Source organism: Kribbella sp. NPDC056861, from assembly GCF_040687575.1.
Taxonomy (GTDB): Bacteria; Actinomycetota; Actinomycetes; order Propionibacteriales; family Kribbellaceae; genus Kribbella.
Genome location: NZ_JBFBNQ010000003.1, coordinates 460,786 through 486,699, shown reverse-complemented (window position 1 = coordinate 486,699; position 25,914 = coordinate 460,786). Strand labels below are relative to the sequence as shown.

General features: G+C 68.0%; 21 protein-coding genes. 9 read left to right on the top strand and 12 right to left on the bottom strand.

The features are described from left to right. The first annotated feature begins 129 nt into the window (after positions 1-129). A complete protein-coding gene (locus AB0P21_RS16065; protein ID WP_363697283.1) occupies positions 130-3,327 on the top strand; it encodes a glycoside hydrolase family 3 N-terminal domain-containing protein in 3,198 nt (1,065 codons plus the stop codon). Positions 3,328-3,380: 53 nt separating this feature from the next. On the opposite strand, the gene AB0P21_RS16060 is transcribed toward AB0P21_RS16065, so the two are convergent. The 3 genes from AB0P21_RS16060 to AB0P21_RS16050 form a co-directional block, all read right to left on the bottom strand. Further along, the gene (locus AB0P21_RS16060) at positions 3,381-5,522 is read right to left on the bottom strand and encodes an MMPL family transporter (protein ID WP_363697281.1); all 2,142 of its coding nucleotides are present in this window, start codon (positions 5,520-5,522) and stop codon (positions 3,381-3,383) included. An 85-nt stretch (positions 5,523-5,607) separates the two neighbouring features. After that, positions 5,608-6,555: a DJ-1/PfpI family protein gene (locus tag AB0P21_RS16055; RefSeq protein ID WP_363697279.1), complete on the bottom strand. Its 948-nt coding sequence runs from the start codon at positions 6,553-6,555 to the stop codon at positions 5,608-5,610. A gap of 7 nt (positions 6,556-6,562) precedes the next feature. Further along, positions 6,563-7,162 carry a cysteine hydrolase family protein gene (locus AB0P21_RS16050; RefSeq protein ID WP_363697277.1) on the bottom strand — a complete coding sequence of 200 codons (600 nt, stop codon included), beginning with the start codon at positions 7,160-7,162 and terminating at the stop codon, positions 6,563-6,565. A 228-nt stretch (positions 7,163-7,390) separates the two neighbouring features. On the opposite strand from AB0P21_RS16050, the gene AB0P21_RS16045 reads away from it, so the two are divergent. Next, positions 7,391-8,602 (top strand): aldose epimerase family protein, encoded by a 1,212-nt coding sequence (locus AB0P21_RS16045; protein WP_363697275.1) that lies wholly within the window; start codon positions 7,391-7,393, stop codon positions 8,600-8,602. Between the two features lie 64 nt (positions 8,603-8,666). On the opposite strand, the gene AB0P21_RS16040 is transcribed toward AB0P21_RS16045, so the two are convergent. Beyond that, positions 8,667-10,313, bottom strand: a complete 1,647-nt coding sequence (locus tag AB0P21_RS16040) for a hypothetical protein (protein ID WP_363697273.1) — start codon at positions 10,311-10,313, stop codon at positions 8,667-8,669. 229 nt (positions 10,314-10,542) lie between these two features. Here AB0P21_RS16040 and AB0P21_RS16035 point away from each other — a divergent pair, with 229 nt between their 5' ends. Then, positions 10,543-11,442 carry a phosphotransferase gene (locus AB0P21_RS16035; RefSeq protein WP_363697271.1) on the top strand — a complete coding sequence of 300 codons (900 nt, stop codon included), beginning with the start codon at positions 10,543-10,545 and terminating at the stop codon, positions 11,440-11,442. A gap of 4 nt (positions 11,443-11,446) precedes the next feature. Here AB0P21_RS16035 and AB0P21_RS16030 read toward each other — a convergent pair whose 3' ends face one another. The 5 genes from AB0P21_RS16030 to AB0P21_RS16010 are packed head-to-tail and all read right to left on the bottom strand — an operon-like array spanning position 11,447 to position 16,556. Further along, entirely contained in the window at positions 11,447-12,358 is a 912-nt protein-coding gene (locus AB0P21_RS16030) for a PmoA family protein (protein WP_363697269.1), read from the bottom strand. Next, a complete protein-coding gene (locus tag AB0P21_RS16025) occupies positions 12,355-13,497 on the bottom strand; it encodes a Gfo/Idh/MocA family oxidoreductase (RefSeq protein WP_363697267.1) in 1,143 nt (380 codons plus the stop codon). Before AB0P21_RS16025 ends, AB0P21_RS16030 begins: the two co-directional genes overlap by 4 nt. 25 nt (positions 13,498-13,522) lie before the next feature. Further along, the gene (locus tag AB0P21_RS16020) at positions 13,523-14,836 is read right to left on the bottom strand and encodes an extracellular solute-binding protein (protein WP_363697265.1); all 1,314 of its coding nucleotides are present in this window, start codon (positions 14,834-14,836) and stop codon (positions 13,523-13,525) included. A gap of 21 nt (positions 14,837-14,857) precedes the next feature. Continuing rightward, positions 14,858-15,694: a carbohydrate ABC transporter permease gene (locus AB0P21_RS16015; RefSeq protein WP_363697263.1), complete on the bottom strand. Its 837-nt coding sequence runs from the start codon at positions 15,692-15,694 to the stop codon at positions 14,858-14,860. Further along, positions 15,684-16,556, bottom strand: a complete 873-nt coding sequence (locus AB0P21_RS16010) for a sugar ABC transporter permease (RefSeq protein ID WP_363697262.1) — start codon at positions 16,554-16,556, stop codon at positions 15,684-15,686. The genes AB0P21_RS16015 and AB0P21_RS16010 overlap by 11 nt, the downstream gene beginning before the upstream one ends. A gap of 272 nt (positions 16,557-16,828) precedes the next feature. On the opposite strand from AB0P21_RS16010, the gene AB0P21_RS16005 reads away from it, so the two are divergent. From AB0P21_RS16005 to AB0P21_RS15980, 6 genes are read left to right on the top strand one after another with little or no spacing between them, the layout of a single operon-like run. Beyond that, positions 16,829-17,836 carry a LacI family DNA-binding transcriptional regulator gene (locus tag AB0P21_RS16005; RefSeq protein WP_363697260.1) on the top strand — a complete coding sequence of 336 codons (1,008 nt, stop codon included), beginning with the start codon at positions 16,829-16,831 and terminating at the stop codon, positions 17,834-17,836. Then, entirely contained in the window at positions 17,837-19,432 is a 1,596-nt protein-coding gene (locus AB0P21_RS16000; protein ID WP_363697259.1) for an FAD-dependent oxidoreductase, read from the top strand. 16 nt (positions 19,433-19,448) lie between these two features. Beyond that, on the top strand, positions 19,449-20,705 hold the full coding sequence (locus tag AB0P21_RS15995) for a sugar ABC transporter substrate-binding protein (RefSeq protein ID WP_363697257.1): 1,257 nt from the start codon (positions 19,449-19,451) through the stop codon (positions 20,703-20,705). Next, on the top strand, positions 20,702-21,643 hold the full coding sequence (locus tag AB0P21_RS15990; protein ID WP_363697256.1) for a sugar ABC transporter permease: 942 nt from the start codon (positions 20,702-20,704) through the stop codon (positions 21,641-21,643). Before AB0P21_RS15995 ends, AB0P21_RS15990 begins: the two co-directional genes overlap by 4 nt. Beyond that, positions 21,633-22,463, top strand: a complete 831-nt coding sequence (locus AB0P21_RS15985; protein WP_363697254.1) for a carbohydrate ABC transporter permease — start codon at positions 21,633-21,635, stop codon at positions 22,461-22,463. Before AB0P21_RS15990 ends, AB0P21_RS15985 begins: the two co-directional genes overlap by 11 nt. A gap of 24 nt (positions 22,464-22,487) precedes the next feature. After that, positions 22,488-23,012, top strand: a complete 525-nt coding sequence (locus AB0P21_RS15980; RefSeq protein WP_363697252.1) for a dihydrofolate reductase family protein — start codon at positions 22,488-22,490, stop codon at positions 23,010-23,012. Here AB0P21_RS15980 and lepB read toward each other — a convergent pair. Genes lepB through AB0P21_RS15965 form a run of 3 tightly spaced genes read right to left on the bottom strand, consistent with a single transcriptional unit; the run spans position 22,994 to position 25,874 of the window. Then, entirely contained in the window at positions 22,994-23,401 is a 408-nt protein-coding gene (gene lepB, locus AB0P21_RS15975; protein WP_363697251.1) for a signal peptidase I, read from the bottom strand. The genes AB0P21_RS15980 and lepB overlap by 19 nt on opposite strands. A 32-nt stretch (positions 23,402-23,433) precedes the next feature. Further along, entirely contained in the window at positions 23,434-25,308 is a 1,875-nt protein-coding gene (locus AB0P21_RS15970) for an ABC transporter ATP-binding protein (protein ID WP_363697250.1), read from the bottom strand. Beyond that, the gene (locus AB0P21_RS15965; protein WP_363697249.1) at positions 25,305-25,874 is read right to left on the bottom strand and encodes a hypothetical protein; all 570 of its coding nucleotides are present in this window, start codon (positions 25,872-25,874) and stop codon (positions 25,305-25,307) included. Before AB0P21_RS15965 ends, AB0P21_RS15970 begins: the two co-directional genes overlap by 4 nt. Between the last annotated feature and the right edge of the window lie 40 nt (positions 25,875-25,914).

Sequence of the window (25,914 nt, the reverse complement as noted above, 5' to 3'; positions counted from 1 at the left end):
GGTGGAATCTTGCGGAATGAGAGCGCTCTAGTTCCGGAACCATCCAGGTATTGACCAAAGCCCGGGGAGGCCTGAGAGTCGGGCGCGACGCGTGCGTGAGGCGCGCGCCTGAACTTTGAGGAGTCGCCCATGCCCAGGTGGCCTGGTTTCCGCCCGCCCAGACGACGTACGACTCTCATCACGGTGGCCGCGGTGGTGACGGGGCTGCTGCCGCTCGGCGTGGCCGCGCAGGCAGCGGCCGACGACCCGGCGCCGCTGGTGCTGGCCGCGTTCGAGGGGGCCGAGGCGTTCGCCTCGCCGCCCAACCCGGGCATCTTCGGGTGGGGCAGCGACGGGGACGACCCGCCGACGATGGAGTTCCAGACCCGCGCCGACGCGCCGGCCGGGGACAAGGTGCTGCACGGGTCGTACAACATCTCCGGGTACGGCGGGTTCAGTCACGACGTCCAGTTCGACCAGAACCCCGGCAACTGGTCGGCGCACAAGGGCATCCGGTTCTGGTGGTACGGGCAGAACACCGCGCCGCTGCCGCCCGGCTCCGGGAAGCGGATCTTCTTCGAGATCAAGGACGGCGGCGCCAACGCCGAGGCCTCCGAGCTGTGGAACACCAGCTTCACCGACGACTGGGAGGGCTGGCACCTGGTCGAGATCCCGTTCAGCGAGCTCAGCTACCGCGGTGACTACCAGCCGGTCGGCGGGATCGACCAGATCCTGAACCTGACCCAGATGTGGGGCTACGCGATCACCATGCCGGTCGGGACTCCTGGTGAGTTCGCGGTCGACCAGGTCGAGGTCTACGGCAAGGCCGACCCGGCGCTGAAGGCCGCGATCGTCACCGACGCCGGCGTCTACCCGGTCAAGGAGGGCGGCACGGCGAAGGTCAAGCTCAGCCTGACCACCACCGGCGGCGTCCCGCTCGAAGAGCCGGTCACCGTCGAGTACCGCACCGGAACCGGTACTGCGGGAGCCGCCGACTACAGCCCGGTCTCCGGCGCCTTCACCTTCCCGGCCGGTACGCCGTCCGGCGCCTCCAAGGAGGTCAAGGTGATCACCAAGCGGGACACCACCGCCGAGGTCGCCGAGACCATCCCGCTGGAGCTCACCGTCACCGGCGCGAAGGCCCCGGCCAACCCGCAGGTGGTGATCAACGCCCACGACCTGCCGTACCTGAACGCCGCTCTGCCGGTGCAGACCCGGGTCGCGGATCTGCTCAGCCGGATGACGCTGGCCGAGAAGGTCGGCCAGATGACCCAGGCCGAGCGGAACGCGCTCAAGTCGAAGACCGACATCGCGACGTACGCGCTCGGCTCGCTGCTGTCCGGCGGCGGCTCGGTGCCGACCCCGAACACGCCGGCCGCCTGGGCCGCCATGATCGACACCTTCCAGCTGAACGCGCAGGCGACCCGGCTGCAGGTGCCGCTGATCTACGGCGTCGACGCCGTGCACGGCCACAACAACGTGATCGGCGCGACGATCCTCCCGCACAACATCGGGATCGGCGCGACCCATGACGAGGAGCTGGCCCGCAAGACCGGCGAGGTGACCGCGGCCGAGGTCCGGGCCACCGGTATCCCGTGGGACTTCGCCCCCTGCGTCTGCGTCGTCCGCGACGACCGCTGGGGCCGCTCGTACGAGGGCTACAGCGAGGACCCCGCACTGGTGAAGGTGATGGCCAGCGTCATCACCGGTATGCAGGGCAAGGCCGACGGCAGCGAGCTGGGCAAGTACAACAAGGTGCTCGCCTCCGCGAAGCACTACGTCGGCGACGGCGGTACGACGTACGGGTCGTCCGGCACCGGCAACTACAAGATCGACCAGGGCATCACCAAGGTGACCCAGCAGCAGCTCGAGGACATCCACCTGTCGCCGTTCCAGACCTCGGTCGATCTCGGCGTCGGCACCGTGATGCCGTCGTACTCGAGTGTCGAGATCCTGGATAACAACGGCGCGACCGTCAGCCCGCCGGTGAAGATGCACGGCAACGCCGCGCTGATCAACGGCACGCTGAAGCAGAAGATGGGCTTCAAGGGGTTCGTGATCAGCGACTGGGCCGCGATCGACCAGCTGCCCGGTGACTACCCGAGCGACATCCGGACCTCGATCAACGCCGGCCTGGACATGATCATGGTGCCGACCAACTACCAGGACTTCACCACCGGCCTGACCGCCGAGGTCACCGCCGGCCGGGTCACCCAGGCCCGGGTCGACGACGCCGTCAGCCGGATCCTGACCGAGAAGTTCAAGCTCGGCCTGTTCGAGCGCCCGTACTCCGATCCGACCCGGCTCGGCACGGTCGGCTCGCCGGCCAACCGCGCGGTCGGCCGGGACGCCGCGGCCAAGTCGCAGGTGCTGCTGAAGAACGACGGCAACGTGTTGCCGCTGGCACCGACCGCCAAGGTCTACGTGGCCGGCAGCAACGCCAACGACCTGGGCAACCAGCTCGGTGGCTGGTCGATCAGCTGGCAGGGCGGCTCCGGCAACACCACCACCGGCACGACGATCCTGGACGGGATCAAGCAGGTGGCGCCGACGGCAACGTTCAGCCAGGACGCCTCGGCGCCGCTGGCCGGGCACGATGTCGGTGTGGTCGTCGTCGGCGAGAAGCCGTACGCCGAGGGCATCGGCGACGTCGGCAACAACGGCCACACGCTCGGCCTGACCGCTGCCGACAAGGCCGCGGTGGACAAGGTCTGCGCCGCGGTCAAGTGCGTCGTGCTGGTCGTCTCCGGCCGGCCGCAGGTGATCGCCGACCAGCTGGGCAAGATCAACGCGCTGGTCGCGTCCTGGCTGCCCGGTACCGAAGGCGCCGGTGTCGCCGACGTGCTGTTCGGCAAGAAGCCGTTCAGCGGCCGGCTGCCGGTGACCTGGGCGAAGTCGGAGGCACAGCAGCCGATCAACGTCGGCGACGCGTCCTACGACCCGCAGTACCCGTACGGCTGGGGTCTGACGACTCAGGCCGCTGCTCGGGAGAACGTCTCCGACACCCGCAGGGACCTGCTGCGCACGGCTTCGGGCGACGCCAACGTCGTACTCGCCGCTGCTCAGCTCGACCAGGCCCTGAAGGTGAAGGACTGGTCCGGCCCGCAGGCTCCAGCCGCGCTGGCCGCCCTCGGCCAGGCCGCGAAGTACCTGCAGCTCACCAAGGCGGACTCGTCCAACCAGGACGATGCCGTCGTCGCCGGCGCTCGCTGGATCGCCCAGGACCAGATCGGCCAGAACCTCGACGAAGCCACGTCGAAGCTCACCGCCGACGCTGAGCACCTGGCCTTCAGTGGTGATCTCGTCACCGCGATCACCAAGCTGACCGCCGCGTACAACCTGCACTAGCACCAACGCCAGAAGGGTCCGGCGAGTTGCACCTCGCCGGGCCCTTCTGGCATTCAGACCGTGACCAACTCGCGGTCGTCCGCCGGCGCCGGCTGGGCCGCCGACAGCTTGTTCGGCCACCACGCCTTGCGGCCGAGCAGCACCATGATCGACGGCAGCATCACGATCCGGACCAGCGTCGCGTCGATCAGTACGGCGACCGCTAGCCCCACCCCCATCTGCTTCATCTCGATCATCCCGAGTGATGCGAAGACGGCGAAGACCGACACCATCACCGCCGCCGCGCTCGTCACCACGCCGGCCGACTCGGTGATCCCCTTGCGCACCGCCTCCTGCGGCGTCAGCCCGGCCCGCACCCCTTCGCGGATCCGGCCGAGGACGAACACGTGGTAGTCCATCGACAGCCCGACCAGGATGACGAACAGGAAGACCGGGATCCACGACACCACGAACCCGGGTGAGGTGAAGTCCAGCACCCCTTCGGCCCAGGTGTGCTGGAAGACCAGCGACAGCACACCGAAGCAGGCCGCCACCGACGCCAGGTTGAGCAGCGTCGTCACCACCGCGATCGCCAGGCTGCGGAAGGTGAACGCCATCATCACCAGCGTCAGGATCAGCACGAACGCGATCACATAAGGCAACTGATCCCGCTGGTGCTGCCCGTAGTCGACCGACTGCGCCGTCTCCCCACCGACCGCCCACTGCGCCTCGGTCAATGCCTGCGGAACCAGGTCGTTCCGCAGCCGGTCCAGCGCCACCCGAGCATCCTCGCTGGTGTCCGGCCGCACCGAAACCACAGTCAGTACCGCGGTGTCGCCCGCCTGCCGGATCTCGCTCCCCGGCGTCACCACGAACTCCTTGCTCGCCACCGCGGCCCGCTGCACCTCGGCCAGCCCAGCGGCCGCATTATTGCCCTTGGCAACCACGTCGTACGCCATCCCCTGAGACGGGAAGTTCTGCTGCAGCGCGGTCATCGTACGCACCTCGGGAATGCTCTGCGGCAGCGTGCTCAACCCACCCGGCTCGGTCTTCATCCCCAACGCCGGTACTGCGAGCGCCATCACGGCGATCACCGAGACGCCCAGCGCGACCTTCGGGAAGCGCAGTACGGGCGCCAGGATCCGGCGGCTGATGCCCCCCGGACCGATCCGGCGATTGAGTCGCCAGAGCAGCGGGACGCGCGGGCGATCCACCCGATGACCGAGCTTGACCAGCAGCGCGGGCAGCACCGTCAGCGATCCGAGCACCGCCACCGCGACGACGACGATCGTTGCCGTGGCCATCGAGGAGAAGACCGGATCCTGCGCGACGTACAGACCGGCCATCGAGACGATCACCGCGAGGCCGGAGACAACCACCGAGTGTCCCGACGTGGCCGCGGCGATCTCGACCGCGTCGACCGTGCTGTGGCCGCGTTGCCGCTCCTCGCGTTCGCGCTTGAGATAGAACAACGAGTAGTCGACGCCGACCGCCATTCCGATCAGCAGGACGACGTTCGCCACCGAGCCGCCGTCTGGGAACAGGTAGGACAGCGGTGCGTAGAAGCCGAGAGCCGCGCCGACTGCCGAAAACGCCAGCAGGACAGGGATTCCGGCCGCGATCAGCGCACCGAAGGCAAGCAGCATCAAGCCGAAGGTCAACGGGAGACTGATCTTCTCGGCCCGCGCCAGATCGGCGCCGACCTGCTTCCAGATCCCCTTGTCCAGCGAGGCTCCACCGGCCTGCGCGATCGTCAGCGCCGGATTCGCCCGCTGCACCTCATTGGTTGCCGCAAGCACCTTGTCGACGTTGTCGGCGGCATCGTCCGCGTTGCCCTTCAACGTGATCGGCAACAACGCGGCCTTGCCGTTCTCCGCCCAGATCGGCTTGCCGACAGTGTCGACCGCATCGACCTTGCTCAGCTTCTGCTGCAGCTGGGCGAAGGCCGTCGTGGCAGCCGCCTTGTCCAGCGGGCCGTCGGGATCCGTGACCAGAACCGTCTCGCCCGGCTTGTCCTCCAGCCCGGCGTCGCGGATCAGCTCGGACGCCGTACCGGACTGGCCGGTCCACGTGTCGTCGGCCTTGGTGGTCTGTTTGGGTACCGCGGTCATCAGTCCGACCGCGACGACGACGAGCAACAGCCAGAGGCCGATCGCCCGCCATGGGTGGGTTGCACTCCAGCGCGCGACGCGCACCGTCCCTGATCCCCTGCTCATCCTGGTTACCTCTCGCTGCCCCCGTGCGGACGCCCTGTCCGCTCTACCTAGAGCGTGGTAGCCGGCAGGAGAGATCTCAGGAGTGTCAGGCCCCGTGGGCCAGGGGAGTTACGTCTACCCCCGCGAGCGGTCGGGAGCGCAGTCGGCGGAGCATCCTGGCGTCCTCGAACCCGACAGCGCGGGCCGCGGCCTCGACGGTCGAGCCATGGCCGATCAGGTGCTCGGCGCGCTCCAAGCGCAACAACTGCTGGTATCGCAGCGGCGTGAGGCCGGTCGCGTGGGTGAAGATGCGAGTCAGCGTCCGCTCACTCACGCCGACTCCCCTGGCCAAGTCGGCCAGCCGCAGTTGTTCGGCGTACCGGCTGTCGATGATGTCCTGGACGCGATGCGCGAGGTCGCTCAGGTGACCGCGATGGCGGAGCATCGCGCTCTCCTGCAGCTCGTCGCCGTTGCGTCGGGCGTAGACGACCATTTCGCGCGCGACTCGCGCCGCCGCCTCGGCTCCGCGGGCCGAGGCGACCAGGTACAGCGCCAGGTCGATACCGCTCGCGATCCCGGCCGAGGTGATCACCCGGTCGTCCTCGACGTACAGGACGTCGCGGACCATCGTCGCCTTCGGGTACCGCGCGGTGAGCTCGTCGGTCAGCTCGTGGTGCGTCGTGTAGCGCCGGCCGTCCAGCAGCCCGCTCGCGCCGAGCGCGTCCGCCCCCGAGCAGACGCTCGCGACCGACCCGCCGGCCGCATGGTGGGCCCGGAGCCGCTGCTTGGTCGCGGCGCCGATCGCGGGGGTCGGCGTCAGCCGCGGCGACCGCCAGCCCGGTACGACGATGAGGTCGGTCGGCCGGAGCTCCGGCCAGTCCAGTTGCGCCCGGATCGGCACTCCCTGGGCGGTCAGGATCTCCGGCGACTCCGCGACATAGGTCAGGTCGTAGCCGTACCCGAGGTCGTTCGCGGTCGAGAACACCTGGGCCGGACCGGCGAGGTCCAGCAGGTGCAGTTTCGGCAGCAGGAAGAAGACGACCCGGGTAGGCATGATCCGGTCAGGATGCCATGACCGGCGGCGCCACCTCGTCGAGTGTCCGGATGATGGCGAACCGTCCCGCCAGCGCGTACTCCGTCCGCTCGACCACCGTCTCCGGCGACAGCGTCCGCGGATCGGCCAGCACCTCGGCCAGGGTGGCGTCGGCCGGCAGCGTCCAGTGCGGCAGCGGCGTGGTGGCGGTCGCCTCGGTCACGAAGGTCACCACGTAGCCGAGATCGAACGCGAGCCGGGCGGTGGTCTCGCAGCACTGCTCGGTCCGGATCCCGCAGATCACCACTTCCTGGATGCCGTTCTCAGTGAAGACCTGCTGCAGATTGGTCGTGGTAAACGCGTTGTGAGCGGTCTTGCGCACCTGCGGCTCACCTTCGGCAGGTTCGAGACCCTCGAGGTAGCGGACAGCGCCACTGGCCGGGTCGAAGACACCGCCGGTACCGGGCTCGATGTGCAGCACCCAGACGACCAGGTCGCCGTTGGCGCGGGCGGCGCGCACCAGCCGGTTCACCCGGTCCGCGATGTCGGGATGGTTGACCGCACTCCAGTTCTCCCGGGCGCGGAACGATTCCTGGACGTCGATCACGAGCAGCGCTTTCTTGGTCATGGCTCCATCGTGCGCGCCCGGAGCGGCCGGTGATAAGGCTGTATCCGGGCCCGGACCGGACCGATCCGGTCAGCCTGCGCGACCGGCTGGCCGGTATCGGCCAGTCATCGGACGAATTCGAACCGTTACAAACTATTCCAAACACTGGACAACCCTGCTTACAGTGCCCGGGTCGGCCATGTGCACGCTCTCCCGCCGACGACCGCCCAGTACGAATGAGGGGATTCCATGTCAGACAACCTGCCTCGCCGCCAAGTACTGCGGACCGCCGGCGCGCTCGGACTCGGCGCTGCCGCCGCCGGGGCGCTGGCCAGTGGGGCCGAGGCCGCGCCGGATAAGGTCACGGCCATGACTTCGCAGCACGGTCACGGCCGGCTCGAGATCCGGAAGGATCCGTTCGGCACCACCCCCGACGGCACCACGGTGGACGTCTACACGTTCACCAACGGCCGGGTCACCATCTCGATGCTCACCTGGGGCGCCACCCTGCAGCGGATCGAGACCCCGGACCGGCGCGGCCACACCGCCAACATCAGCCTCGGCTTCGACAACCTGCCCGACTACGCGGCGCTCAGCCCGTACTTCGGCGCCACCATCGGCCGCTACGGCAACCGGATCGCCAAGGGCAAGTTCACCCTGGACGGGACCAGCTACCAGATCCCGGTCAACAACGGCGAGAACGCCCTGCACGGCGGCACCACCGGCTTCGACAAGCGGGTCTGGAAGGCCAAGGTCGTGCAGACCGCCAAGGCCGTCGGCGTCGCCTTCAGCTATGTCAGCCCGGACGGCGAGATGGGCTTCCCGGGCACGCTGACCAGCACGGTCACCTACACGCTCGACAAGCAGGACAACCTGAAGATCGACTACCTGGCGACCGTGGCCGGCAAGCCGACCATCGTGAACCTGACCAACCACGTCTACTTCAACCTGGCCGGCGAGGGCTCGGGCTCGATCGACGGGCACGTCCTGCAGCTGAACGCCGCGAAGTACACCCCGGTCGACGCCGGCCTGATCCCGACCGGCGAGCTCGCCCCGGTGGCCGGCACCCCGTTCGACTTCAACAAGCCGACCGCGATCGGCAAGCGGCTGCGCGGCGACCACCCCCAACTGGTGATCGGGCGTGGCTACGACCACAACTTCGTCCTCAGCGGCCAGGCCGGCGCCGACGGCCAGCGCGTCGCCGCCCGCTTCTGGGAGCCCGACAGCGGCCGCACGATCACCGTGCACACCGACCAGCCCGGCGCCCAGTTCTACAGCGGCAACTTCCTCGACGGCACCTTCTCCGGCATCAGCGGCAAGGCCTACCGCCAAGGCGACGCCTTCGCCTTCGAGACCCAGCACTTCCCCGACTCCCCCAACCAGCCGAACTTCCCCTCCACGGTCCTGCGCCCCGGCCAGACCTACAAGTCCAGCACGACGTACTCCTTCGGCACCAAGTAGCACCTTCGCTCAGGCATGACGAAGGGGGCGGCCGACGGCCGCCCCCTTTGTTGTCAGCTACAGCTCAGTTCTGGGAGTTGGCGACCAGGGTGAGGTTGCTGGTGCCGTGCTCCTTGTCGTACTCCGTGAGGAGACGATCCGCGTCCGACTCGGAGGAGGCGATCGCGGAGGCGAGGGTCGCCGCGGTGCGCGGACGGTCCTCGGGCCAGTCGGACAGCAGCGCCCAGGCGCGCATCCGCTTCTTCTCCAGGTCGCCGCCGGTGCCGGTGCCGTTCGAGGACGACTTCGGGCGCGGGGTGGCGGGACGTGACTGCGAGGTCCGCGCGGTGACCTCGCGGGCGATCACGGCCGGCTCCTCGGTGACCACGGGCTCCGGCTGGGCCGGGGTGGTGGCGACGAAGGGCTCGTCGACCTCCGGGGCGACCGACTGCGGGACCGTCTTGCGGACGGTCTTCTTGGCGGCCGTGGCCTTCTTGGCCGGAGCCGGCTTGGCCGCGGCCGGCTTCGGCGCAGCAGCGGCGGGCTTGGCAGCGGCAGCCTTCGGCTGGACGCGACGCTCGACCGCCGGCGGCTCCTCGTCGATCGGGTGCTGCACGAACGGCGAGTCCGGACGCGGCTTGGCGACCACCGGCTGCTGGGCAGCTGCCGCCGCGGCGGCAGCTTCCTCGATCACCTCGGCGTCGTGAGCCTCGTCGGTACTGCGGTCGTACGGCAGGTAGTCGACGGCCATCAGCTCGCCGGTCATCGCCTCGCCCCACTGCTCGTCGTCGCGCAGCGGTACGCCGCCCGCGGGACGGGGCTGCGGGGGCAGCTGCTGGACCGGGATGTGCTGCACCGGCGGCGGCGTGGTGCCCTCGACCACCCAGACCGCGGCGCGCAGATCGGCGTGCTCCTCCTTGACCGGCTCCGGCTCGGGCTCGGGCGGCGGCGGGGAGATCGCCAGCGTCAGCTTGTTGGTGACGACCTCGTAGTTGATCCGCTCCTCGAGCATCCCGGCCAGCCGGTCCGCGTCGTACGTCGTCTCGGCGATCTTCGCGAGCCGCTCGTCCTGGTGCTCGGAACGGATGTACTCGGCAACGGTCCCGGCGATCGCGTCGCGGCGCGCGTTGTTGCGCAACTGGACCCGGGCGGCCCGCAGGCTCTCGTACAGGCCGAGGCCGTGCTCGAGCGCGATCGAGCGGGCCAGCCAGGTCACCTTGGGTTCGCGGGCCCACTGGACCACGCCGTACACGGGTCCGGTGGTGGCCATCTGCCCGGCCTTGCGCAACGCGTCGCGGCGACGCGCCGAGCTGTGGATCAGCCAGAGCACGTAGGCGAACGCGGACAGGCCGCCGAAGCCGAAGGCCAGGAAGCGCTCCTCCGGCCGCCAGTGCCCGACAACGTTGAAAACGAGCGCGACGACGGCCGCGAACAGCGACATCGCGCGGTAGGCGTAGGCCTGCTCACCCTTGCGGCGGCGCAGGTCGGCGAGCGCGGCGGTGGCCACACCACCGAGCTCGATGACCGCCACGGCCGGCGTGACCAGGGCGATCTTGAGGAACGGCGAGAAGCCCTCGTCCGGCCACGGGATGTGCGTGACGCCGGCCCAGACCTGACCGACGAGGGCGGCGGTGGCCGCGGTGGCGTAGAAGGCGTAGGCGACTTTGTCAGCACCCGTGAGGGGTACGTTGGCGAGCTCGCCAGTACTGGTGCTGGTGGTGTTCTCCTGCAAGACGTGGTCTCCTGACCGGTTTGGGCTCTCCGGCAGTTCGTCGGTGATTGGCGGTGCGATGCCTCCCCAGGTGGCTGGATGAGGCTACCGGTTCCCGGGCCCTTCAGGGGAGGCGATACCGGAAACGATTTCCTACCGCTACCGCTACCTGCCCTTCAAGCGTCCGCTTCACACCTGTGATCTCAAAATCCGGAGGCGGCCGGGGCCGGTCGGCAGTAGCGTCGCGAGGGTGATCCCGACCCTCCGCTCACTGCCCGATCCGCAGGCTCTCCGGGCCCGGCTCAGCGAGACCTACGCCCTCGACTTCACCGGCTGCACACTGCTGCGATCGCTGGTCAACGACGTCTACGAGCTGACCACACCGGCGGACCGCTACGTCCTCAAGCTGTACCGCGCCGGGGGTCGCTCGGCGGCCGAGATCCGTTGGGAGACAGGGCTTTCGCGCCATCTAACCCAAGCTGGAGTTCCGGCGCCGGTGCCCGTCGCTCTTGCCGACGGCACCGATGTCGGCCTGCTCGACGCGCCCGAGGGAGACCGCCCGTTCGTCCTGCTCGAGCACCTCACCGGGACCAAGCCGCAGCCGCCGTTCGACGACGAGCTCTACCGTGCTTTCGGTGAGCTGATGGCGTGCTTCCACACCGCCACGGACGACCTCCAGACGTCGCGCAAGCAACCTGGACCGGATTGGGAGAATCTTCAGGTTCCCGCGGAGGAAAACCTGCTCCGCGCTCTTGGCGACGCAGTACGGAATCACCTCACGCAGTACTCCGATGCTCTGAGCAAGGGTGTCTGCCATGGCGATGTCAGCCTCGACAACCTCTTGGCCGGCCCCGACGGCCTCTCGATCCACGACTTCGATCTGGCGGGCACCGGCTATCGCGCCGCCGACTTCACCGGCGTCGCCAGTACGCCGTACTGGCCGAGCTTCCGGGCCGGCTACGAGGCCCTCCGACCGATCCCGGCCGCCGACCTCGCCGCGATCCCGTACCTCGCGGTCGCGGGCAGCCTCACCAATCTGCACTTCCACCTCGTCGACAAGCCGCTGATCCGCGGCACCGAGTCGATCCACGAAGGCTGGGCGCAGGCCGAACTGGACGGCCTGCGCCAGGCCGCCACAGAACTTCTCTGACCCGTCAGGCAGTCAGCGCTTTGGTCGCCTGCGCAGACAGGAGCACGGAGCGGGCGTCGTCGGAGGCGCCGTCGGCAACCAACGTCGCATAGCGGAAGCGCAGCGTCTCGCCGGGAGCGAAGGGAAGCTCTGCCGAGAAGAACGGCGCCGGGCAGACGGCTGCGAAGTCCTCGGAGCGGACGAACCACTCGGGCGGATGATTCGGGTTGTCGGCGGCGTCGACGATGATCAGGGTGGAGGCCCGGTCGACGCTGTTGTGTTTGCCGGAGAAGCCCATCCAGGCGGCTCGCTGGCCGCGCAGTTCGTCGCCGCCGAGACCTTGGGGTGCGAGCACCGTGCCGCCGGTGAAGGATCGCGGGCCGCGCCAGAACAGGCCGCCGTACCCCGCGTTCGGGCGGCCCGCCGTCGTCGGACTGCCGATCTGGACGGTGCCGCCGGAGACGTTCGTCATCGCCGTCTCGTAGACGAGCACCCAGCCGTCGTCGGTGAGGCGAGTGGTCAGCGTGCGCTGCTCGTCGACGACGTGCGCCCCGGACTGCGTGCGCCAGGACAGGTGATGCGAGAACCGCACCGACTCCTCCGTCACGTCGAGCGCATCGATCCGGTCGTGGTCCATCGAGCCGTTGTTGTCGAGTTGCTGATAGCCGTGCTCGCGCGAGAACGTCGGCCCACCCCAGAAGTTGTCGGGCCCGAAGTGGGGCAGCGACCAGGTCATCCCCTTGTGCCAGACATGGTCGTGCGGCCGGAAGACGGAGACGAGGTCGCCGCCGAGGGTGCGGATCGGGTGCAGGTACGGCCGCGGCGACTCCAGCTGCGGATCGGTCGGCCGGTACACGTAGCTGAACAGTTCGCGGCCGGCCGCCGTGACCTGGATGGACCGGCCGACGGTGTGGGTGCAACCGAGGTGCTGAGTCATCTGGCGAAGCTCCGATTCTGTTGGTTCCACAACTCGCTGAACAACAACTGCCGCTCGGCGGCCTGCTCGATCCACTGCTCGATCCCCGGTACGACGGGATGCCGCTCGTCACCGTCACCTACCCACTCGGCCGCGATCTCCACCGGGGCGGGCGCGGCCCGGACCGCATCCAGGACCTGCATGAACCCACCCGTCTCGCTCAACGGCGCCATCAGCGGTACGCCGTCGGTGCGATGATCCAGAAGATTCGCGAGCAACTCCTGCCGCCCGTACTGCGTGGTCTTCGGCCCGACGACGAGCTCGTCGGAGATGTACCGCAGTACTGCGTGGCCCTTGCTGCCGTAGACCGTGACCTGCGGCGGTGAGTTCTCGGCCGCGCAAAGGGTGAGGGCGGCAACGATCGTGGTACCGCGGGTCGTGCGGATACGGACTGTCGAGGTGTCGTCGGCCTCGATCGGGTTGGCGCGATACAAGTCGGTCTCGACGCTCTCGATCTGGTCCGCCCGCCCGGAACCGTCGATCAGCAACGCGGCGGCGATCGAGTGAGCGAACGGGTTGGTCACCGCGCCATCCACCACCGGTACTCCGTCGAGCGTGCGGCGACCGACCCATTTCGCACGCTGCCAATAGGCCTGGGTTCTGACCCAGCTCCCGGTGGCGCCGATGCCCCGCAGCTCACCGAGGGTGCCGTCGGCAACCATCTTGGCGAGGGCGAGGACCGCGCCGGAGCCGTGCGCCTGGAAGCCGACCTGGCAGCTGCGGCCGGTTTCGTCGAGCACTTGTTGCAGGTGGTCGAACTCTGCCAGCGAGGCGACCGTCGGCTTCTCCAGCAGGACGTCGGCGCCGGCGCGAAGAGCAAGCTCGGCCAATGGCGCGTGGGTGTGGATCGGGGTGCTGAGGACGACGATGTCCGGCTGCTCGCTGGCGAGCAGGGAAGGCAGGTCGGAGTAGACATTGAAAGGGTTTTGATCTGCTGCAGGCGGGCGGAGGTCGGCCACTGCCACCAACTGGCACCGACCCGCAGCCTCCAGGCTCATCGCCTGCTTGACATGGGAGGCACCGTGGCCGTGAATCCCCACCACGGCAATTGCGGGGTTGCCCCCAGGCGCCGCCCCAGCGCCCGGGGGAAACCCGGTCATGGGCAATCAGTTGCCGTCAGCAACATCACTTGTTCAGCTCTCCGTTGACCTCGTCGATGAATCCCTTGGCCGCCTGGCCGGGTTGCTGGCGGCCGAACATCACCTCGGTGGTGTAGCGCTGGATGATCTTCTCCACCTGACCACCTCCGACCGGCGGCGGCGGAGACGGCTCGCCGAGCTCCGCGGCGATCTCCTGGATGAAGGCCTGGGACGAGGCGTCGGCCGGCTGCAGCTTCGAGGCGACCGCGGCCCGGATCTCGGTGTTCGGCGGCACCCCGCGCTCGGCCAGCAACAGGCCGCCGGCGGTCGAGTTGTTCGCCAGGTAGCTCACGAACTCCGCCGCCTCCTTCGGGTGCTTCGACCGCGACGAGATCGACCAGAACATCGAACCCTTGTAGTAGGCGCCGTTCTCACTCGCCTTGCCGCTCACACTCGGCAGCCGGAGCAGCTTGAGCTGCTGGCCGGAAGCCTTGCTCAAAGCATTCAACTGGTTGCTCCACGCATAGCCCATCGCGAGCTTGCCGGTTGCCATCCCGGACTGGTCGAGCGGCGCGCTCATGTCCTGCGCGGTGAACTCCGCCGACGGTGTCGCCTTCGCCTCCTGCATCGCCCGCAGGTTGGTCCAGTACTCCGTCAGCCCCTCCTGGGTCACGCCGAGCTTGCCGTCCTTGGTGAACAGCGACTGCCCGTGCTGCCGGGCCCACATGTTCAGGCTGGCATCGTTCGTCCCGTACGCCGCTGTGCCCCAGCCCTTGCCGTTCAGCTTCCCGGTGATCTGCGCGGCGATCTGCGTGTACTGCTCCCAGGTCCAGGTCTTGTCGTCCGGCAACGGCACCCCGGCCGCCTTGAAGACCGCCGGGTTCGCCACGATCGTGAACGCGTTGATCCCCGCGTTCAGCCCGTACAGCCCGCCGTCGAACTCACCGGCGCCCAGCGTGTCCGGCTCGAACTTCGCGGTGTCCAGACCGTCAGCCTTCTTGAGATCCAGCAGCGCGCCGCGATCGGCGTACTCGCGCAGGTACTTCTCGTCCATCTGGATGACGTCCGGCGCGTCGTTGGCGGCGACCGTGGTGGCGAGCTTGTCCCAGTAGCCGGCCCATTCGCCGTACTCGCCCTTGATCTTGATCTTCGGGTGCTCCGCCTGGAACGAGTCGATCACCTGCTGGGTGATCTTGTGCCGGGTGTCCGATCCCCACCAGTTGAACCGGAGCGTGACCTCGCCGTTGGCGTTCGCGCCGCCGCCGGAGTCACCACCGCAGGCACTCGCGGCGAGCAGGGCGGAGGCGAGCGCGACGGCTGCCACGGCACGGAGTACGCGCGGTGCTTTCGTAGTACGCATGACTTGCACCTTTCGGAAGAGTTACTTGATCCCCGTGGTGGCGATGCCCTTGACCAGATAGCGCTGGCCGAGCAGGAAGGCGAGGAAGACCGGTACCAGTGACACGACCGACATCGCGAACATGGATCCCCAGTTGGTGCTCGCGGTCGCGTCGACGAACGACCGGAGCGCGACCGGAACCGTGTACATCTTGGGATCGGTCAGGTAGATCAGCTGGCTGAAGAAGTCGTTCCAGGTCCAGATGAACGTGAAGATCGTCGTGGTCGCCAGGGCGGGCACCATCAGCGGCAGGATCACCCGCAGGAAGATCCCGGCCCGGCCGCAGCCGTCGATCCGGGCCGCCTCGTCCAGCTCGCGCGGGATGCCGCGGATGAACTGCACCATCAAGAAGACGAAGAACGCGTCGGTGGCCAGCAGCTTCGGCACCACCAGCGGCAGGAACGTGTTGATCCAGCCGGCCTGCGAGAACAGGATGTACTGCGGCACGATCACCACGTGGATCGGCAACATGATCGTCACCAGCATGATCGCGAACCAGAACCGTTTCCCGGTGAACTCCAGCCGGGCGAACGCGTACGCCGCCATCGAGCAACTCACCAGGTTGCCCAGGATCGCGCCGAGCACCACCACCGCGGAGTTCAGCAGGTACCGGGTGAACGGCTCGGTCAACGCGTTCCAGCCGGTCCGGTAGTTGCTGATCCGCAGGTCGCGGACCAGGATCCCCGGCTCGCGGAAGATCTCGTTGCCCGGCCGCAGCGAGCTGACGACCATCCAGATCACCGGGTAGAGCATCACCAGCGCGGCCGCGACCAGCAGCAGGTGGATCAGCACCGACTTGAGGTTCAGCTCAGTTCTCATAGAACACCCAGTACTTCGAGGCGACGAAGTTCGCCGCGGTCAGGACGGCGATGATGATCAGCAGGAACCACGCCATCGCCGAGGCGTAGCCCATGTCGAAGTTGCCGAAGCCGCGGTCGTACAGGTAGAGCGTGTAGAACATCGTCGAGTCGGACGGTCCGCCGGTGCCGCCGGAGACGACGAACGCCTGGGTGAACGACTGGAACGCGTGGATCACCTGCAACACCAGGTTGAAGAAGATGATCGGGGTCAGCAGCGGCAGCGTGATGGTGCGGAACCGGCGCCAAGCGCCCGCACCGTCGACGGCGGCCGCTTCGTAGTACATGGAAGGGATCTGGCGCAGGCCGGCCAGGAAGATCACCATCGGGGCGCCGAAGGTCCAGACGTTCAGCGCGATCAGGGTGCCGAGCGCCGTGCTCGGGTCGGAGATCCAGCCCTTGCCCTCGATCCCGACCGTGGCCAGCAACTGGTTGAGCAGGCCTTCGGTGCCGAACACCTGCTTCCACAGGATCGCGATCGCGACACTCGAGCCGAGCAGCGACGGCAGGTAGAAGATCGAGCGGTAGAAGGCCATTCCGCGGACCCCGCGGTCGAGTACCACCGCCAGCAGCAGCGCCAGCGCGAGTTGCAGCGGCACCGAGACGAGCACATAGGTGAAGGTCACCCGCAGCGAGTTGTGCAGCCGCTCGTCGGACAGCATCCGGGTGAAGTTCTCGAAGCCGATCCACTCCGGCGCCTGGATCAGGTTGTAGTCGGTGAAGGCCAGGTAGAGCGACGCCAGCATCGGTCCCACGGTGATCACGAACAGCCCGATCAGCCAGGGCGTGAGGAATAGATAAGCAGCGACATTGTCTTTCTTCATTTCTTTCCCTCCGCCAGCGGAAAGCGTTTGCCTGGTGCGAAGAAGTTAGTGCGCCGAACCGGTTCAGACAAGACCTTTCCGGCTTTTACCGCGTCCGGATCCGGACACCCGTCACCCCCTCGCCGATCGTCGCTCTCAGTCGCGCCCGACCGGGCGGCCGATCTGCTAATACGCATTACTAGGCCGGTCTGCTCTTGACGGCCCGGAAACCCTGGGCTTACCGTTCCGGAGCAAGTGGCTGGCAATACGTATTACTCAACGGAGGTGGGCGAGTGAGCGACCGGTTGACGCAGCGCGACATCGCCCGGTTGGCGCGGGTGAGCCAGACGACCGTCTCGCTGGTGCTGAACAACCGCACCACCGCCTCGGCGCGAATCCCGGCGGACACCCGCGACCGGGTGCTGAAGGTGATCCGCGAGACCGGGTACGTCGCGGACCCGCTCGCGCGCCGGCTGTTGCAGCAGCGCAACCAGATCCTCGGGGTGTTCACCTACGAGTCGGTGTTCCCGAGTGCGAGCGCCGATTTCTACCACCCGTTCCTGAGCGGGATCGAGGAGAGCGCCGAGCAACTGGGCTGTGATCTGCTGCTGTTCACCAGCGCACCGGTCACCGACGGCCGCCGGCTGGTCTTCCACGACAACAACCGGCTCCGGATCGCCGACGGCTCGCTGCTGCTGGGCCGCCGCATCCCTGCCGAGGAGCTCAGCCGCCTGGTCGCCGAGAAGTACCCCTTCGTCTCGGTCGGCCGCCGTGACAACCCGGACGGCGCTGTCGTCCCGTACGTCGGCGCCGACTACGCCGCCGCAACCGCGACCGTCACCGCCCGCGCTCTGCAGCTCGGCCACACCCGAGTCGCCTTTGTCGGCCCCGGGGAAGGCGCGGAGTCATCCGCCGACCGCCTCAAAGGCTTCCACCAGGTAGCACCCCACGGTCTGCATTTGTCACCGGCAAAGGGTGAAGTACTGGAAAAGTTGTTGGGGCAACAAATTACCGCGGTGTTTGTCGAGGATCTCGCCGATGCGGCTGCTCTGGCAGAGGCGGCTCGGGCACGCGGATTGACCGTGCCAGGCGATCTCTCAGTGGTCGCGTTGGGCGACGCGAGCCGGCCGGTCGACGGGGACGACGAGTACTCCGGGTTCCACATTCCCCGCAAGGAGATGGGCCGGCGGGCGGTGGGGTTGCTCGAGGCAGTGCTGTCCGGAGAAGAGACAGACCTGCAGCACCTGCTCGCCTGTGAGCTCGTCGACGGAAGCACGCTCAGCAAGCCGAAAGGTCTTTAGATGCACACGGATGTCCTGGTCATCGGCGGCGGGCTCGGCGGAGTCGCCGCGGCGCTCGCGGCCCTGCGGACCGGTCGCTCGGTGGTGATGACCGAGGAGTACGACTGGCTCGGCGGTCAGTTGACCAGCCAGGCAGTACCGCCTGACGAGCACACCTGGGTCGAACAGTTCGGCGTCACCGCCTCCTACCGCTCCCTACGCGACGGGATCCGCGACTACTACCGCCGCTACTACCCGCTCACCGCAGAGTCCCGCGCAGCCGCAGAGCTCAACCCTGGCGCCGGCTACGTCTCCAAGCTCTGCCACGAACCACGAGTGGCAGTAGCCGTCCTGGAGTCGATGCTGGCTCCGTACCGCGCCAGCCGGCGGCTGCAGGTGCTGCAGCCCTACAAGCCCGTCGACGCCACCACGGACGGCGACCAGGTCATCTCTGTCGTAGTGGAGCACCGAGACACCGGCGACCGCCTCACCCTGACTGCGCCGTACATCCTCGACGCCACCGAGACCGGGGAGCTCCTGCCGCTCACAGGCACGGAGTACGTGACTGGCTTCGAGTCGCAGGCGACCACTGGCGAGCCCAGTGCGCCGCAGGAGGCACAGCCGCTCAACATGCAGGCAGTGTCGTACTGCTTCGCGGTGGACCACGTCGACGGCAACCAGGTCGGCGACAAGCCGCCCAACTACGCGTACTGGCGCAACTACCAGCCCGCGTTCTGGGGCGACCGCATGCTCTCCTGGAACGCGCCGGACCCACGCACTCTTGCCCCCTCGCAACGGACCTTCACCCCCAACCCGGATGACGACCCGCTCGCGGTGGTCGCCGACCAGCGCCGTACCGGGGGCGACACCAACCTGTGGACGTTCCGGCGGATCGCTGCCCGTCGGCACTTCCTGCCCGGCGCCTACGAGTCCGACATCTGCCTGGTGAACTGGCCGATGATCGACTATCTCGACGGACCGGTCTTCGACGTACCGGATGCGGCGAAGCACCTGGCCGGGGCGCGTGAGCTGTCGCAGTCTGTCTTCTACTGGCTGCAGACAGAGGCACCGAGACCTGACGGCGGCACCGGTTTCTCCGGACTCCGGCTGCGCGGTGACCTGCTCGGTTCGCAGGACGGTCTCGCGCAAGCGCCGTACATCCGGGAGTCGCGGCGCATCGCAGCGGAGTACACGGTCGTCGAGCAGGACCTGTCGGTCGCCGTACGCGGGGCGAAGGGCGCAGCGGAGTACGGCGACAGTGTGGGGGTCGGCATGTACCGGATCGACCTGCATCCCTCCACTGGTGGCGACAACTACATCGACGTGGCCAGTAGCCCGTTCCGGATCCCGCTCGGGGCACTGATCCCGCAGCGGGTCGAGAACCTGCTGCCGGCGAGCAAGAACCTCGGCACCACGCACATCACCAACGGCTGCTACCGGTTGCACCCGGTCGAATGGAACATCGGCGAGGCCGCGGGACTGCTCGCTGCCTTCTGCCTGGACCGCCGCGTCAGCCCGCGCGCGGTCCGCAACTCCCCTGCTCTGCTCAGCGACTTCCAGGCTCTGCTGGTCGCCCAGGGCGTCGAACTGAGCTGGCCGGATGTCACCGGCTACTGATGGAGGAAAGACGCACATGAAAATCCGACTCCTGACTGCGGCCGCAACGGCCGCCGCACTACTCGCCGTAGCGGGCTGCGGCGGTGGTTCCGACGACGATGCAGCGGCCTCCGGCCCGGTCGATCTACGGATGACGATCTGGAGCGCGAACGCCAAGCACACCGCGCTGTTCGACCAGATCGCCGCCACCTACAAGAAGGACCACCCGGAGGTCGGCAAGATCACCTTCGAGTCGATCCCGTTCGAGAGCTACACCACCGCGCTGACCACCCAGATCGGCGGCGGCAACGCGCCCGACCTGGCCTGGATCCTGGAGAGCTCGGCGCAGGACTTCGTCACCTCGGGCGCCCTGGACCCGATCGACAAGGACGCGGATCTGTTGCCTAGCGCAACGGCCAACTGGGAGCAGGACGGCAAGCTGTTCGCGTACCCGTTCTCGACCTCGCCGCTGGGTGTCTTCGTCAACACCGACCTGGTGACGGCGGCCGGACGACAGACCCCGGCGCAGCAGATCGCGGCCGGCACCTGGACCTGGGAGCAGGCGGTCGCCACCGGGGCCGCGGTACAGGCGAAGACCGGTAAGGGCGGCATCGTGGTCGGCGATTTCGACTACAAGGGCTGGGACACGCTGAACACGATCTGGGGCGGCTGGGGCGCCCGGCCGTGGAGCGAGGACGGCAAGAGCTGCGGGTTCGACCAGCAGCCGATGGTCGACGCGATGACCTTCATCCACAAGATGGTCTTCACCGACAAGGCGATGCCCGGCCCCGGCCGGACCACCGACTTCTTCGCCGGTGACGCGTCGATGGTGCTGACCCAGATCAGCCGGGCGGCGCTGCTGGAGAAGGCGAAGTTCAAGTGGGATCTGGTCCCGCTGCCGAAGGGCCCGTCCGGTGAGTACTCCGTCGTCGGGCAGGCCGGGATCGGCGTGCTGAAGCGCGGCAAACACGCCGACGAGGCGAAGAAGTTCCTTGCCTACTTCACCAATCAGGAGAACACCGCCAAGCTGGCCCAGTTCTTCCCGCCGCCGCGCAAGTCGCAGCTGACCAGCGAGATCCTGGCCAAGGCGAACCCGCTGCTCAAGCCCGCGCAGCTGCAGAGCGTGGTGATCAACGGGATCGAGACCGGCGACCTCAAGACCGGCCACACCGGGTACGCCGAACTGCAGCAGACCGTGCGCGCCGCGCTGGACCCGCTGTGGAAGCCGGAGGCCGACGTCAAGACCGTACTGTCGGGCGTGTGCTCGAAGATCAATCCCCTGCTGAGCAAATGACACTGCTCCTGGACAAGCAGGTGACGCCGACGCCCGCGCAGACCCGGCGGGCGCCGTATTGGACCATGCGACGGCGCGACGAACTGGCCGGCTGGCTGTTCATCGCGCCGCAGCTGGCCGGGATCGTTGCCTTCGTCATCATTCCGCTCGGGCTGGTGGTCTGGTACAGCCTGCACGAGTGGAACGTGCTGGCCGGCACCTTCGATTTCGTTGGCGGCGACAACTACCAGGCGCTGACCGACGATCCGCAGCTCGGGCCGGCTTTGCGCGCGACCGGCCTGTTCTCGGTGGGTCTGGTGGTGCTCAACCTCAGCCTCGCGTTGTTCCTCGCAGTACTGCTGAACCAGAAGCTGCGGGGCACCGTCTTCTTCCGCACGCTGTTCTTCTCGCCGGTCGTGGTGACGCTGGTCGCCTGGACGATCGTGTGGGGGTTCCTGCTGCAGGACAACGGCGGCATCAACGGCTTCCTGAGTCAGCTCGGTATCGACGGACCCAACTGGCTGCGCGGCGACGCGACCGCGATGATCTCGGTGATCGTCGTACAGTTGTTCAAGGGTGTCGGGCTGAACATGGTGCTGTTTCTCGCTGCCCTGCAAGGGGTTCCGACCGAGCTCTACGAGGCTGCCCGTATCGACGGCGCCTCCGCGTGGGCCAGGTTCCGGCGGGTGACGGTGCCGTTGATCAGCCCGACGATCCTGCTGACCTCGATCCTGACGATCGTCGGATCGCTGCAGGTGTTCGCGCAGATCGCAGTACTGACTCAGGGTGGGCCGGGCACGTCGACCACGGTGCTCGTCTACTACCTGTACCAGCAGGCGTTCCAGTTCCATCACTTCGGCTACGGCGCGACGATCTCGTTGCTGCTCTTCGCCATCGTGCTCGCTCTGACAGTCCTGCAATGGCGCATGCGCAAGAGGTGGGTGTTCCATGAAGCGTAGCCACAAGCTTCTCCTGTACGGCGTACTGCTGGTCTGCTGCATCCCCTTCGTCTTCCCGACCTGGTGGATGGCGACGGCCTCGCTCAAGCCGGTCAACGACATCTTCGCGTTCCCGCCGTCGCTGCTGCCGAAGTCGGTGACGCTGGACGCCTACCGGCAGGTCTTCGAGCTGCAGCCGTTCGGCCGGCAGTACCTGAACAGTTGCTACATCGCCATCGTGGTCACGCTCGGCACGCTGGTGGTGTCGTCGCTGGCCGGCTACGCGTTCGCCCGGATCAAGTTCCGCGGCGCGGGGGTCGTGTTCGTCGTCGTACTGGCCGGGCTGCTGGTGCCGAACGAGGTGACGATCATCCCGCTGTACCGGATGTTCGAGTCGCTCGGTCTGGTGAACACGCACTGGCCGCTGATCCTGATTCCGATGCTCGGCGCGCCCAGCGTGCTGGCGACCTTCATCATGCGCCAGTTCTTCATCACCCTGCCGCGCGAGCTCGAGGAGGCCGGCCGCGTCGACGGCCTCGGCCGGTTCGGCCTGTTCTGGCAGGTGTCGCTGCCGCTGGCCCGCCCGGCGATCGGCGCGGTCGCCATCTTCACCTTCCTGCACAGCTGGAACCTCTACCTGGAACCGATCGTTTTCCTGTCCAGCAAGGACAAGTTCACCATCCCGCAGGCGCTCACCCAGTACGTCGACGCCTACGGCGGCGCGATGTGGAACGTCCAGCTCGCGGCCGCCACGATGAGCGCCCTGCCGGTGCTGATCATCTTCGTGCTGGCCCAGCGCCAGTTCGTCGAGGGCCTGGCCCAGACCGGTCTCAAGGGCTGACCCGGGAGGCTGTACAAAAGAAGGGTGACGTTTCATGCCGCGGTCTTCATTGCGACCAGCCTCGACGGATTCATCGCGCGCCCGGACGGGGCGATCGACTGGCTGACCGAGCGAGGTGAGCAGGCCGGCGACACCGGCTACGACGAGTTCATGGCGGCGATCGACACCGTCGTGCTCGGCCGCAACACCTACGAGAAGGTGCTCACCTTCGACTTCTGGCCCTACGAGGGCAAGCAGGTCGAGGTGCTCAGCAGCACCCTGCCGGCCGACGCCGACGAGCGCGTCATCGTGCACCGCACCCTCGACGACCTGGTCCAGACCCTGGAGGACCGCGGCGCGAAGCGCGTCTACGCCGACGGCGGCCGGGTCGTCCAGACGTTCCTGCGGGCCGGCCTGCTGAACGAGCTGACCATCACCACCGTCCCGGTCCTGCTCGGCGCCGGCATCCCGCTCTTCGGCCCGGTCGACCACGACATCGCCCTCACCCACAACGCCACCCGCACCCTCGGCGCCGGCCTGATCCAGTCGGACTACACCGTCAAGCGCTGACGCACCGCCACCCCGAGCAGCGTCGCCGCCTCGAAGTACCCGGCGACCCGCGAGTCGTAGCTGGCGGCCTGGTTGTCCCCGAGCAGTACCAACCGCCCAGCCGGTACGACGTCCTCCTGCACCTCACGCAACGCCGGTACTCCGTCCCGTGGGATCTCGTCGCCCGGCAGGGCGACAACCCGCTTGACCAGCCAACTCGGGTCGCCGGCGACCGGTGAGGGGTTCGCGATCACGACGATCTGCCCGCGCCGGACTCGCTCCAGCCCTGAGCGGCGAACGAGGATCCGGTCCCCTGCGCTGAGGGTCGGCTCCATGCTCGTGCCGACCACCTGGACGCTGATGAAGCGCCGCCGGAGCAGCAGGACGCTCGCTGCGAGCGCGGTACCCACGCAAAGGAATACTGACCTCGACCGGAACGCCATCAGTTCCCACCGGTCTTCGCCTGGTACCCCTCGGACTGCAGGCCGAACAACCGCGCATACTCCCCCTCGGCCTGGATCAACTCCAGATGGCTGCCCTCCTCCACCACCCGCCCATCAGTCAGTACGACGATCCGATCGGCATCCCGCACCGCGCCGAGCCGATGCGAGATCAGCACACTCGTCCCGCCTGCCCGATGCTCGCGCAGCCCGTGATGGATCCGGTGCTCCGCCTCGGCGTCCAGCCCCGAGCTGGGCTCGTCCAGGATCAACAGGTCCCGCCGATCCCGCATGAACGCCCTCGCCAACGCCAGCCGCTGACTCTGCCCACCCGACAACATCGTGCCGCGTCCACTGCTGCCATCCGCATCGTCGTCAGTCTCGCCCTCGCCGTCGCCGTCGTGACCTGGCTCGTCGCCCGTGTCGAAGAAGTTCCGGGACAGCAACGTCCGGTACTGCCTCGGCAGCGCCCGGATCATCTCGTCGAGACCGGCCCGATCCGCCGCGGCGACGATCCTCGGCTCGTCGGTGCGGGCCGGCAGATCACCGATCCCGATGTTGTCGGCGACACTCAACTCGTACGTCATGAAGTCCTGGAAGACCGCGCCGATCCGGTCCCGCAAACTTTCGACCGACAGCTCCCGCAGGTCCTGCCCGTCCCAGCAGATCGTGCCGCGATCAGGGTCGTAGAAGCGGCAGAGCAGCTTGACCAGCGTGCTCTTGCCGGCGCCGTTGAGGCCGACCAGCGCCAGCGACTCGCCGGCCCGGACGGTCAGGTCGACCCCACGCAGTACCCACGGCTGGTCGGGTCCGTAGCGGAACCAGACATCGCGCAACTCGATGGCGGTGCGCAGTACGGGCACCGGGCGGGCCACGGACGGCAGCACGAGGTCGGGCTCGACCGTGATCACCGCCCGGTAGTGCTCGTGGGTGATCAGCGACTGGTTCAGGAAGCCGAGCTGGCCGACCAACGCGCCGGTCCCGGCCAGTACTCCGGCCAGCGCGGCGACGAACGCCGACACGTCCCCGACCGACAGCTGACCGTTGCCTGCAGCAATGATCGCCCAGACGACGCCGGCCCCGCTGACCAGCGCGGACAGGATGCCGAGCAGCACCTGACCCGACAGCTCGGTGCGATCCAGCGCGCGCCGCTCGGTATCGGCCCGGCCCAGCTCACTCAGCATCCGTAGCCGGAAGAACTCCCCGAGATTGAGCAGCCGCAGCTCCTTCGCGGCCGGCAACTCGGTCTGCAGCTCGGCGTAGAACATCTCCCGGCGCTCGACCGGACTGATCCGCCACATCATCGCGGCCCGGCTGCGACTCAGCCGGAGCTGCGCGATCAGCGACGGCAGGCCGCCGACCACGGCGAGCAGCGCGAGCGCCGGACTGACCGCCACCAGCACCACGACCAGCCCGATCAGCGTGATCAGGCTCTGGCCGACCGCGAGTGTCCCGTCCACGGTCTGCGCCGGCCCGGAGCGCCCCGCCTGCTGCGCCATCCTGAGCCGATCCCGGAACTCAGGGTCCTCCATCCGGGCTAGACCGGCCAGCCGGCCGGTCGCCAGATAGAGGTCGGACAACGCGCGGCGACCGGTACGCCGACCCACCTCGTTGTGCAGGTAGCGCTGGGCAGGCGGAAGCAGCGCGGCCACCAGCCCGATCGCCACCAGTCCGATGCCGCTCCACGGCACGCCGCCACCACCGAGCACGAGATGGTCGAGCAAACGCTTGAGGAACCAGACCGAGGCGACCGGCAGGAGCCCGGTCAGCACGGTGATACCGAGATAGCCGATCAGCCGCAGGCCGGACGCCGACCAGGCCAGCTGGTACGCCGTACCGATCGCGGCCAGCGACTTGTTGCGGACACTGACGTTCAAGAGACCTTCAGGGCGGAGATCTGCAGCTCCGAGACCTGGAAGTCGGACACGCCCAACTGACCGTCGTCGACGATCGCGAAGGCCGGGAAGCCCTTGATGCCGAACGCCTTCTGCACCGGCCCGTCCTCGTCCTCCCGGACGATGAGCACCTCGGACCGGCCGGCCAGCAACTCGTCGACGTACGCCTTCGCCGTGTCGTCGTCAGATCCGGCGACCACCGCCAGCACCCGGACGCCGGCCGGCTGGCGCTCGGCGGTCACCACGAACGGGATCAGCTGCTCGCGGCAGGTCGAGCAGCTCGGCGAGAAGAAACCGATCAGGCTCCGTCCCTCGAACGGCAGCTGGACCGCAATACCGTCGATCGTCACGGCATCGATTCCGGGCACCCGTTCGCCGGGCTCCAACGTGGTCGGCCGGACGTCGACGGCAGGCCTCAGCCCGCCGGCATGCTGGTGCTGGTCAGCCGGCGGCTGAGCACGCAGCCGGCGGATGACGCCGATCGTCAGGACCAGGTTCAGCAGGGCGATCAGGCCGATCAGAACAACAGCGGTAGAGAGAACAGCCACCTTGTCTCCTCATGCCGGGGTGGCCGTACTGCGAACTCCT

Excerpts from the sequence above, each read along its gene's own strand:
- AB0P21_RS16065 (WP_363697283.1), top strand. The coding sequence starts at position 130 with ATGCCCAGGTGGCCTGGTTTCCGCCCGCCCAGACGACGTACGACTCTC.
- AB0P21_RS16060 (WP_363697281.1), bottom strand. The coding sequence starts at position 5,522 with ATGAGCAGGGGATCAGGGACGGTGCGCGTCGCGCGCTGGAGTGCAACC.
- AB0P21_RS16055 (WP_363697279.1), bottom strand. The coding sequence starts at position 6,555 with ATGCCTACCCGGGTCGTCTTCTTCCTGCTGCCGAAACTGCACCTGCTG.
- AB0P21_RS16050 (WP_363697277.1), bottom strand. The coding sequence starts at position 7,162 with ATGACCAAGAAAGCGCTGCTCGTGATCGACGTCCAGGAATCGTTCCGC.
- AB0P21_RS16045 (WP_363697275.1), top strand. The coding sequence starts at position 7,391 with ATGTCAGACAACCTGCCTCGCCGCCAAGTACTGCGGACCGCCGGCGCG.
- AB0P21_RS16030 (WP_363697269.1), bottom strand. The coding sequence starts at position 12,358 with ATGACTCAGCACCTCGGTTGCACCCACACCGTCGGCCGGTCCATCCAG.
- AB0P21_RS16025 (WP_363697267.1), bottom strand. The coding sequence starts at position 13,497 with ATGACCGGGTTTCCCCCGGGCGCTGGGGCGGCGCCTGGGGGCAACCCC.
- AB0P21_RS16020 (WP_363697265.1), bottom strand. The coding sequence starts at position 14,836 with ATGCGTACTACGAAAGCACCGCGCGTACTCCGTGCCGTGGCAGCCGTC.
- AB0P21_RS16015 (WP_363697263.1), bottom strand. The coding sequence starts at position 15,694 with ATGAGAACTGAGCTGAACCTCAAGTCGGTGCTGATCCACCTGCTGCTG.
- AB0P21_RS16010 (WP_363697262.1), bottom strand. The coding sequence starts at position 16,556 with ATGAAGAAAGACAATGTCGCTGCTTATCTATTCCTCACGCCCTGGCTG.
- AB0P21_RS16000 (WP_363697259.1), top strand. The coding sequence starts at position 17,837 with ATGCACACGGATGTCCTGGTCATCGGCGGCGGGCTCGGCGGAGTCGCC.
- AB0P21_RS15995 (WP_363697257.1), top strand. The coding sequence starts at position 19,449 with ATGAAAATCCGACTCCTGACTGCGGCCGCAACGGCCGCCGCACTACTC.
- AB0P21_RS15990 (WP_363697256.1), top strand. The coding sequence starts at position 20,702 with ATGACACTGCTCCTGGACAAGCAGGTGACGCCGACGCCCGCGCAGACC.
- AB0P21_RS15985 (WP_363697254.1), top strand. The coding sequence starts at position 21,633 with ATGAAGCGTAGCCACAAGCTTCTCCTGTACGGCGTACTGCTGGTCTGC.